At 48.9% G+C, this 9258-nt stretch carries 12 protein-coding genes; all 12 read left to right on the top strand.

What is annotated here, in order from left to right; all coding sequences use genetic code 11:
• The coding region (locus AC3G2T_RS38395) for a phage tail terminator family protein (protein ID WP_488438773.1) at positions 1 to 268 on the top strand (268 nt) is incomplete at its 5' end.
• Positions 265 to 462, top strand: coding sequence for a hypothetical protein (locus AC3G2T_RS38390; RefSeq protein WP_488438772.1), 198 nt, complete (start codon positions 265 to 267; stop codon positions 460 to 462). The genes AC3G2T_RS38395 and AC3G2T_RS38390, both read left to right, overlap by 4 nt.
• Positions 463 to 1776 (top strand): phage tail sheath family protein, encoded by a 1314-nt coding sequence (locus tag AC3G2T_RS38385; RefSeq protein ID WP_488438771.1) that lies wholly within the window; start codon positions 463 to 465, stop codon positions 1774 to 1776.
• 2 nt (positions 1777 to 1778) lie between these two features.
• Positions 1779 to 2243 (top strand): phage tail tube protein, encoded by a 465-nt coding sequence (locus tag AC3G2T_RS38380; protein WP_488438770.1) that lies wholly within the window; start codon positions 1779 to 1781, stop codon positions 2241 to 2243.
• A gap of 22 nt (positions 2244 to 2265) precedes the next feature.
• Positions 2266 to 2688, top strand: a complete 423-nt coding sequence (locus tag AC3G2T_RS38375) for a phage tail assembly chaperone (protein WP_488438769.1) — start codon at positions 2266 to 2268, stop codon at positions 2686 to 2688.
• 257 nt (positions 2689 to 2945) lie between these two features.
• Entirely contained in the window at positions 2946 to 3692 is a 747-nt protein-coding gene (locus AC3G2T_RS38370) for a stalk domain-containing protein (RefSeq protein ID WP_488438768.1), read from the top strand.
• A gap of 65 nt (positions 3693 to 3757) precedes the next feature.
• Positions 3758 to 6262, top strand: coding sequence for a phage tail family protein (locus AC3G2T_RS38365; RefSeq protein WP_488438767.1), 2505 nt, complete (start codon positions 3758 to 3760; stop codon positions 6260 to 6262).
• Positions 6259 to 7011, top strand: a complete 753-nt coding sequence (locus AC3G2T_RS38360; protein ID WP_488438766.1) for a LysM peptidoglycan-binding domain-containing protein — start codon at positions 6259 to 6261, stop codon at positions 7009 to 7011. Before AC3G2T_RS38365 ends, AC3G2T_RS38360 begins: the two co-directional genes overlap by 4 nt.
• A 9-nt stretch (positions 7012 to 7020) precedes the next feature.
• On the top strand, positions 7021 to 7986 hold the full coding sequence (locus AC3G2T_RS38355) for an XkdQ/YqbQ family protein (RefSeq protein WP_488438765.1): 966 nt from the start codon (positions 7021 to 7023) through the stop codon (positions 7984 to 7986).
• Positions 7987 to 7994: 8 nt separating this feature from the next.
• Entirely contained in the window at positions 7995 to 8297 is a 303-nt protein-coding gene (locus AC3G2T_RS38350) for a DUF2577 domain-containing protein (RefSeq protein ID WP_488438764.1), read from the top strand.
• Positions 8298 to 8299: 2 nt separating this feature from the next.
• A complete protein-coding gene (locus tag AC3G2T_RS38345; protein ID WP_488438763.1) occupies positions 8300 to 8698 on the top strand; it encodes a DUF2634 domain-containing protein in 399 nt (132 codons plus the stop codon).
• Positions 8691 to 9258 (top strand): baseplate J/gp47 family protein (locus tag AC3G2T_RS38340; protein WP_488438762.1); only part of this gene is annotated, 568 nt, incomplete at its 3' end. The genes AC3G2T_RS38345 and AC3G2T_RS38340, both read left to right, overlap by 8 nt.

Below are 9258 nucleotides of genomic sequence, written 5' to 3'. Positions count from 1 at the left end.
GTACCGGCGAGCGCTGCTTTTCAACATTCATTTCTTCCCCGATCCTGACAGCCTGACAAAAAAAGCTGATTGCAAGGCAATGGGGGAGCGGCTTTATGAGGCTCTGGAATACATCGAAGTGAACGGGAGACTAATCCGGGCGCGCGATATGAAATATGAAGTCGTTGAAGATGTGCTTCATTTCTTTGTCAGCTTTGACGTCCATTTGATGAAAGAACGGCCCGAAGGAATCAAGATGCAAAAACTGAAACAGGAGGTTCACCTATGACCAAATCAAAGCCAGAAGAGGCGCAGGAAGCCGTGCAGGAGCCTGTTTACACCAAAGAGCAGTTCCTTAGTTCTAGTAGATTTACAGACGCTCAAAAGGACGTTCTGGACGCGCTGCTGCTGGATGGCGAAAGCTATACCAATCAGCAAGTCATTGATATAATCAATAAATTTTTGAAAAGTGAGGTGCGATAGATGGCCGGAGGAACATGGACCACGCAAAATAAAGTAAGACCAGGCGTGTACACAAATTTTGCGAGCAACGCTACACTTGGAACGTTAGGTGACAGGGGCGTCGCGACAATGGCGCTCTCGTTGTCCTGGGGCGCAGCGAAACAGGTATTGACTGTCAATGCCGGGGACAATGTGAAATCGCTGCTTGGGTACGATATCACCGATTCCAAACTGCTCCTGCTCCGGGAAATGCTGAAACGGGCGGGAAAGGTACTGCTGTACCGACTTAATGCCGGGACAAAGGCTGCGGTTACCGTCGGCACACTGACCGCTACGGCCAAATACGGCGGCGTGCGGGGGAATGACCTGAAAGTGGTCATCCAAACCAACATTGACGATGCGACCAAGTTCGACGTGAAGACGCTGCTTGCCGGCGTCGAAATGGATTCCCAGACCGTCGCAAACATCGCGGGACTCGCAGCAAATGACTGGATCGTATGGAGCGGAACCGGCTCCCTGACAACAACAGCTGGCGCGCCGCTGATCAGCGGGGCCGATGGCACAGTTGTGAACGCCGACCATTCGGACTATCTTTCCGCCATTGAGGTCTACGACTTCCAAACAATCGCGCTGCCGTCCCCTGATGCGACGTTGAAATCGTTGTATGTATCTTTCGTGAAGCGGTTAAGGGATAACGAAGGGAAGAAGATACAGGCCGTATTGGAGAACTTCCCGACGGCAAATTATGAGGGCGTGATTAGCCTTAAAAACGGGGTCGTGCTCTCTGACGGCACAGTGCTTACGGCAACTCAGGCGACGGCATGGGTGGCCGGGGCGACGGCAGCAGCTAGGGTGAACGAAGCTTTAACGTACCAAGCCTATGATGATGCCGTAGATGCGAGCCCGCGGTATACCAATACTCAAACGGAAGCTGCCCTGCTCGCCGGCGAATTTGTTTTTACGCTCAATCAGGGTCGCGCAATTGTTGAGCAGGATATCAACTCTTTCACCGGATTCACGCCGGAGAAAGCGAAAATGTTCAGAAAGAACCGGGTAATTCGTGTTCTGGATGCCATTGCAAACGACCTGAAAAAAACTTTCGACAGCTTCTACATTGGAAAAATCAACAACAACGGCGACGGTCGGAACCTACTCAAAAACGAATACGTGAAATACTTTGAGAATTTGCAAGGAATTGGAGCCGTGCAAAACTTCGATTCTCAGACGGATATCACCATACAGCAGGGCGATGAAGCCGATAGCGTCATTGTTGAGGTTGGCGTGCAGCCGGTCGATGCTATTGAGAAAATCTATACGAAAGTGCGGGTGAAGTAGAAATGGCATTTCTACACGCTAATGATGCAATTTCCGGTCAAGAGGCCCGAGCGTTTGCGACGATCAACGGCCAAGTCGAGGAAATGTTCTACGCGAAAAAGTTCGAGGCCAAGCTTAAGAAAACAAAAAAAGGAATCAAGACGCTCGGCAAGCGTGGGACGCAGCAAAAGGCAAACGGCTTCGAGGGTACCGGCACCATGACCATTTACTACGTTACTTCTCTCTTTCGGAAGCTCATGCTGGAATACACAAAAAACGGCAAAGATGCCTACTTCACGATTCAGGTTACAAACGAAGACCCCAGCTCTACAATCGGCGAGCAGACAACCGTCGTTAAAAATGTGAACCTGGACGAGATCGTCATTGCTTCATTTGACGTGGAAGCCGAATTTCTGGAAGAAGAGATTTCTTTCACATTTGATGACTGGGATATCACAGACCAATTCGGAAAACCAATTTTAGGCTAAGAGCCGCGGGAGGAAAACGAGAATGAGTAATTTGAGCGCATTTTTTGCACAGAATGTGGATACAAAAACAACGATTGAGGTTGTCGTTTCTGAAAGGTTCAAGGACAAGGACGGTAAGCCGGTCCCTTGGCAGCTCCGGGCAATCACGGAGGATGAGAACGACGCTATCCGCAAATCTTCTACAAAAAAGGTGAAGGGTAAAGGCGGGCAGCCGATCAGCGAAATCGATCAGACCGAATATGTTGCCAAGCTTGTATCCTCCAGTGTTGTCTTTCCGGACCTGAAAGACGCGGAGCTGCAGAGTTCATACGGCGTGCTGGGAGCGGAAAGCTTGCTGCGGAAAATGCTTCTTTCTGGCGAATATGCGAACCTGATGTTGAAGGTTCAGGAAATCAATGGTTTCGACAAGGATATTAACGATTTGGTGGAAGAAGCAAAGGACTGATTTTGGGGGGCGATGGTGAGGCAAACCTTGCCTACTACGCCCTCCATGAACTTCATATTTTGCCGCATGATTTGTCCAGGATGCCAGCAAGAGAAAAAGCTTTTATTTTTGCCGCGATCAGCGTGCGGATCGATCAAGAAAAGAAAGAAAGAGGCAAAATGAAAAGTTAGTTCTTTCTCCCGGATAGCGTGGAAAATGGTTCCAATGTTTGCTATTATGAACCTATTAGTCACAAATTGAAGGGAGAGAGAGTAATCTTGAAAAAATTCGTTGCCGGAATCATCGTTGGCGCAAGCATTGCAACTGCCGGATCAGTTTTCGCAGCCGACGTGAAGCAGTACATTTTGACGGCCGTAGGCTATCCGGTAGTAGTCAATGGCACAGAGTATAAAGACGCAGCAAACCCAATTTTGAACTACGAGGGCAGTACATACATACCGCTTGCAAAGATCGGAGACTTGACAGGGGTAAAGTACAAATGGAATGACTCCTTGAAGCAAGTTGAGATCAGCACAAACAGCACAGCTACACCTACGACTACAACTGAAACGCCCCAATTAACTCCTAAGCCAGGGTCGCTTTTCCCTCAAACCGAGACTGTGAAGCCAAAGGGACTTGTTGAGGAGAACGGGGAAAAAGTTTTCTATGCTTACGATAAGAATGGGGTGTACAAAGGCAGGTTTACGGACGAGGATGATGTTGAACTACTAGTCGCAAAGGTTGAGCGGCGTAGCGAGTTACCTCCGACTATTTCGGGTGGATGGTTGGGAGGCGGCTTTTTAATGGAAATATACGGTGATGTAAAGCGTGAAGGTGATGATTATATTTTCAGGTCAGCCGCAACCACAATAAAGCAAGAAGAATTTTTCCGGTTTTCTTTCCCGAAAGGTTTTTTTGAAAAAGAAAACGGCGAAGCTACCGTTAACGGAATTAAGGTCAAATTGTATTACAAAGGTCTTTATTTTAATATAGCCGACCTGCAAAAAGCCGGCATAGTCCAATAATTACTAAGCGTCCCGAGTGGGGCGCTTTTTCTATATAAAAAAAAGACCGAAAGGAGGAATTTAATGTGGCGACGGTGGGCGCGAGCCTCAAGCTTTTTGATCAATTTTCAGCGACGCTCTCAAGCGCGGTGACAGGTATGCAATCCGTAATCACTGTAGCTGAAAGGCTGAAACGCGAGCTGCAAAACCCGATTTCCCTCAACATCGATATGACCGGGGCGTTAGCTCACATTGAGACAGTTAAAGAGCGAATTCGGACAATGGGTTCCAGCGCTATTGATGTGGTCATCAATTCAGCCGATGTGATGACAAAGATAACAGAAATACAGAACCATATCCGAACTGGTTTGACCGAAGCTATCCCCATTCATATTGATGCTGCCAGCGCTCGGGCTCAATTGACTGCTCTCATGCACTCGCTAGGCACTTCGGGAGCATTGCGTATTAACGTGGAATTTCCTGACGCCGCAGCGCTCCACGCGCGGTGGATGGCACTCGTGGGTGGGCTCGGGACAACGGGGCTTGTCATTCATGTACGTTTGGACACAGCAAGGGTGATAACTCAGGCGTATTCCCTCCGCTCCCGCATAGCGAGCATACTCGGTACGATTGTCGCAGATATAGAATTGAATTTGCCGCCAGCCCTGACTTCATTCTTGTCGGAGCTCAACCGTTTGGTTAGGGAACTGATTGCCGCGGTCACGAGGTTGGAAGCGCTGCTCAACGGCCGCGGTGGTGGCGGTGGTGGTCCCGGAGGCGGCGGGGGCGGTAGCGGCGGACTTTTGGGTCAACTGAAAGGCATTGCGGCCGCATATCTTTCCATCGAAGCTGCCAAGAGACTCGCAGAAAGCACTATCGGGGCCGGTATGGAGCAGCAAAAAATGCAAGACATGTTCAAGGCCCGTACCGGCAACGATGCTGTGGGCGCCGCCATGTTCGAGAAGTTCAAAAAGGACGCTTTGAAGGCGGGCATGGATGTGAACGAGTCATTGAAAGCGTCGCTTTCCTTTTTCTCCACGACTCAGAATACGGACCAGCTCACGAAACTGAACAACCTCACGCAGCGGCTGAATGCGTTTGACAGCGCCGGCAATGGTATGGAGGGCGCGGCGTTCGCATTGAAAGAGGCCATGAGTGGGGATATCGTCTCCTTGGCCGAACGGTTCAATATGAGCAAGTCCGACATCCGTCGTTTCAAGATTGACGATCTCGGGAAAGCCGGCGACATGAACGGTTTCATAAAAGCTTTTGACCAATTGCTGGAAAGCCAGAAGATGGGGCAATCGGCCTTCGAGAAAATGCTCGCGAGCCCAGCAAAGCAAGCGGAGATTTTGAAAAACAATCTCAAGTCTGGCCTTGCCGACGCGGGGCAAGGCGCGGTCGCCGCACTCCTCCCCCTGATTCGGCTGCTGAATTCCGCTTTCCAAAGCGGGAAATTTCAATCGTTCTTGACTGGACTCGGTACGGGGCTGCGTGTAGTGACGATGATTGTTGTCGGTTTGGTGCAAGCGGCACTTTGGTTTGCAGATGCAGTACAGACAAATTGGCCGATTATTAGCTCAGTGCTGGCGGCAATAGGCGTAGCTTTGGCTGCGGTGCTCCTGCCGAAGCTCTGGGCAATGATTCCGCCGCTTTGGGCAGCTATTCCGCCCTTGCTTGCGCAGGCGGCAGCTTGGGTGGCAATCAACTGGCCGATCCTGCTTGTTGCTGCTGCAGTAGGGCTTTTTATTTTTATTCTGCAGAAATGCGGCGTGACGGCGGACCAAGTTGTCGGGTTCATTTCTGGACTATTCATGATGCTAGTCGGGGTAATCTGGAATCAAGTCGCGGTTCTATGGAACGTGATCGCAAGTTTCACGGAATTTTTCAGGAATGTTTTTATCGATCCTGTTTACTCCGTCAAAAAACTATTCTATGACCTTGCGAAAACTTTCGGTGGGTATGCAATAAACATGCTTCGAAGTGCCGAGGATTTCGCCGGGAATTTCCAAAAATCAATCTTGGAGGCCGTGAACGGAGCATTGAAAGGACTCAACTGGCTCAGCGACAAAATCAAAGAAATGACCGGTATTGATTTGGGCAAGGTCGATCTTTTCGATACCAATAACATCAACGCCATGAGCGACAGACTCCAAGGACTCTTAGATGAGTTGAAAGAACCAGTCAGCGACAAAAATGTATTTCACGCTGATCGGATGACCCAAAAGAACCTGAAAAATGAGTTTGACTATGGTTTTAAATCCGGGTCGAATTTCGTCAAGAGTTTGTCCTTTGAGCTGCCAGGTGCAGACCAATCAGTGCTAGATCAATGGAACCAGAATACGAACATCAACAGAGTGAACGAAGTCGGGAGCATCAAGGATACTGTAGACATTTCCAATGAGGACCTAAAGGTTATGCGGGATCTTGCGGAAATGAAAAGCATTCAGAACTTTGTGACGCTTACGCCTACAGTACAAACCGGAGAAATCAACATCTATGATAAAACCGATGTGAATGAAATCATTAGGCGGATTGAGGTTTCTATGGAGTACGAAATTGCGAATTCAGCGGAGGGATTGTTTAGATGACGGGGACTAAAATCTATTTCAGTTTCAATAACCAAGCGGAAGTTTTCCAAATACCAGTGAATCCGGAATCCATTGAAATACAAGAGAGTGGAAATGGCAAAACATACGACATTGTTGGTAGAGGGGGCGGAAACGAGGAAACACGAGCTGGCGAGGTTAACGTCATCAAGAGCCCGAAACTTCGAGAGGTTTCGTTTAGCAGTATTTTTCCGGCTCAATATTACCCATTTGTGATTACAGAGGTTCTTTACGAACCGATGCATTATATCAATTTGATTCGTAAATGGATGGCGACAAAGCATCCGATTCGATTCATGTATTTAGGTCGCTATTACGAAAAAATGATCGAACAAAACTTTAAAAATCTTTCCGACATCAACATGCCCGCAAGCATAGAAAAGTTCACTTGGAAGGAGGTGGCGGGATCACCAGGGGACATTGAATACAGCATAACGCTCAAGGAGTATGTTTTCTATTCTGCCCGGAGAGTGATTGTGAAAACCGATGCGGACGGGAATGCTGTAACCGTTGTACAGCCTCCACGCAGGCCAGATGAGCGAATCAGGCCGGACACGTACACCTTAAAAGAGGGGGATACCCTGCTGCGGGTTGCTATGAAGTTCTATACCGACGCAGCCGGGTATCCCGATAGCTCCCGGCACAAAGACATACAAAAGCTCAACAGCCTGACGGATGCTGATACGAAAAAGCTGGCAGCAGGAATGGTTATCAAACTTCCAACGTATTGAGGTGATACGATGCTGATAGTGGAGATCGACAACAAAGACGGTTACATGTGGGAAATTCCTGTATCCGAGGTAAAGTTCACAACGAGCCGCATCGGAAAAGCCTCCAGGCTGGAGGTGACGATGTTAAAAGGCGGGTTCTACGAAGCAAAAGAATTCAAGGTAAACCCGGGCGATATCATTCGGGTCCGCTTGGATGATTCGCCGGTGTTCTACGGGTATATTTTCACTATCGATAGCGGGCGGGACGAAGCTGTCAAAATCACTGCATATGATCAACTTCGCTACTTGATGGCAAACGACACATACGTTTTCAAAGACGTTACGGCCAGCGAAGTCATCCAAAAAATCGCTGGGGATTTTCGTTTGAAAGTTGGCCAGATTGCAGACACCGTATACAAGATTCCGTCTATGTTGGAAGACGGCAGCAAGCTTATGGACGTTATTGGCAACGCGCTTGATCGAACAATGATTGCGACAGGGCGCATTTTTGTTTTTTACGACGATTTCGGGGAGCTAAGGCTCCGAGATTTCGTGGGCTGGAAAATTGATTTATCCCTTGGGGACAATAGTTTAGTTTATGACTACAAGTTCAAACGCTCCATAGATACTGACACATATAATCGTGTTAAGATCGTTCGCGATAACAAAGAGGAAAAGAAGCGGGACGCATTTGTCTATGAAGACAGCGTGAGCATCGCGAAATGGGGCAAACTCCAGTATTACGAAAAAGTTAATGAAAAGTTGAATAAAGCGCAGATTGAACAGGCTGCCAATAATTTGATGCAATTGAAGAACCGAGAAATGAGGACATTTACTATTGACGCCATTGGCGATATCCGGGTTCGAGCCGGTTGCAGTGTCTCGATCAATATTGAAGAAATGAATACAAACAATTATTTTCTCGTTGAAGAATGCGCTCATAATTTCGAGGGGGATGAACATACGATGACGCTAGAATTGAAGGCTTACGGATGAGTGATTCTGTGAGCGTGTCTAAGTTGCTCCGACTCTTTAAACAGGCCAGCATCGGGGCTGTAGAAGCCGGCTCGCCCGTAGCTATCTTATATGGTTCGGTAATAAATACAAGTCCTCTTGAGGTGACCGTTGATCAGCGGTTGACGCTCGATGAGGACTTTTTAATTGTGCCGGAGCAGCTAACGCCGTATTCGGTTGTCGTTGGCACACAAACAGTCGTAATCCGCCGCGGGCTTCAAGCCGGCGACACTGTACTGCTCCTTCGGATGCAGGGCGGTCAACAGTTCGTAATTTTAGATAGGGCGGTGTGAGCATGATCCCGCAAGGAGGCATAGGTAATTCTCAACTGAGTCAAACACAGCAAACAAGCCGGACATACCGCATTGATTTCGAAAACAAGCGCATTGTGGGCGATGCGGACGGGCTAGACGCCATTAAGCAGGCCGTCTATAAAATTCTTCAAACACAGCGTTTCGAACACAACATCTACGGCCCGGATTATGGTAGCGAGCTGGACGCGGCGCCGGGAAAAGACAACTCATATGTACAATCCGAGCTGGGCAGAAGGATTTCGGACGCGCTGCTGCAGGATGACCGGATCCGATCCGTTGAGGACATGAAGATCACTATCGACGGCGATTCTGCTTATGCTGAATTCACTGTAATATCGCAGTATGGAAACTTTCGTTCAGGGGTGAATGTAAATGTATGAGACGCAGAGCTATGGGACGATCCTGCAGCGCATGCTGGATCGCGTAACCGCAGCCGTGGATAAGCGCCCGGGGAGCGTGATCTACGATGCATTAGCGCCAGCAGCGCGTGAGCTTGCGCAGATGTACGAGGAAATGGATAAATCCACGGATCTATCTTTTGCTGATACTGCGACAGGCGAATACTTGACGCGCCGGACCGCCGAATTCGGAGTCAACCGCGAACCGGCTACGCAAGCAATTCGGAAAGGCCGGTTCTACGCGAATGCGAATGCCCCGTTCGATATTCCAATCGGAACAAGATATTCAATAGGCAGCGTGAATTTCGTTGCAACAAAACGGCTTATTGCCGGCCAGTTCGAATTGCAGTGCGAAGTGGCGGGGGCGGTCGGTAATCAAAATTTCGGCACACTGCTGCCGATTGACTTCGTCGCTGGCCTTGTACGTGCGGAGCTGGCGGACGTGCTTGTTCCAGGGGAAGATATTGAAACGGACGATTCGCTTAGGAAACGATACTTTGCAGCGCTAAATGAGCAGCCATTTGGCGGCAATGTGGCCGACT

The sequence above is a fragment of the Paenibacillus sp. sgz302191 genome (assembly GCF_057749925.1).
This window is presented reverse-complemented; position numbering and strand designations above follow the sequence as displayed.

Coding starts and splice junctions, on each gene's coding strand:
- AC3G2T_RS38390 (WP_488438772.1), top strand. CDS start 265: ATGACCAAATCAAAGCCAGAAGAGGCGCAGGAAGCCGTGCAGGAGCCT.
- AC3G2T_RS38385 (WP_488438771.1), top strand. CDS start 463: ATGGCCGGAGGAACATGGACCACGCAAAATAAAGTAAGACCAGGCGTG.
- AC3G2T_RS38380 (WP_488438770.1), top strand. CDS start 1,779: ATGGCATTTCTACACGCTAATGATGCAATTTCCGGTCAAGAGGCCCGA.
- AC3G2T_RS38375 (WP_488438769.1), top strand. CDS start 2,266: ATGAGTAATTTGAGCGCATTTTTTGCACAGAATGTGGATACAAAAACA.
- AC3G2T_RS38360 (WP_488438766.1), top strand. CDS start 6,259: ATGACGGGGACTAAAATCTATTTCAGTTTCAATAACCAAGCGGAAGTT.
- AC3G2T_RS38355 (WP_488438765.1), top strand. CDS start 7,021: ATGCTGATAGTGGAGATCGACAACAAAGACGGTTACATGTGGGAAATT.
- AC3G2T_RS38345 (WP_488438763.1), top strand. CDS start 8,300: ATGATCCCGCAAGGAGGCATAGGTAATTCTCAACTGAGTCAAACACAG.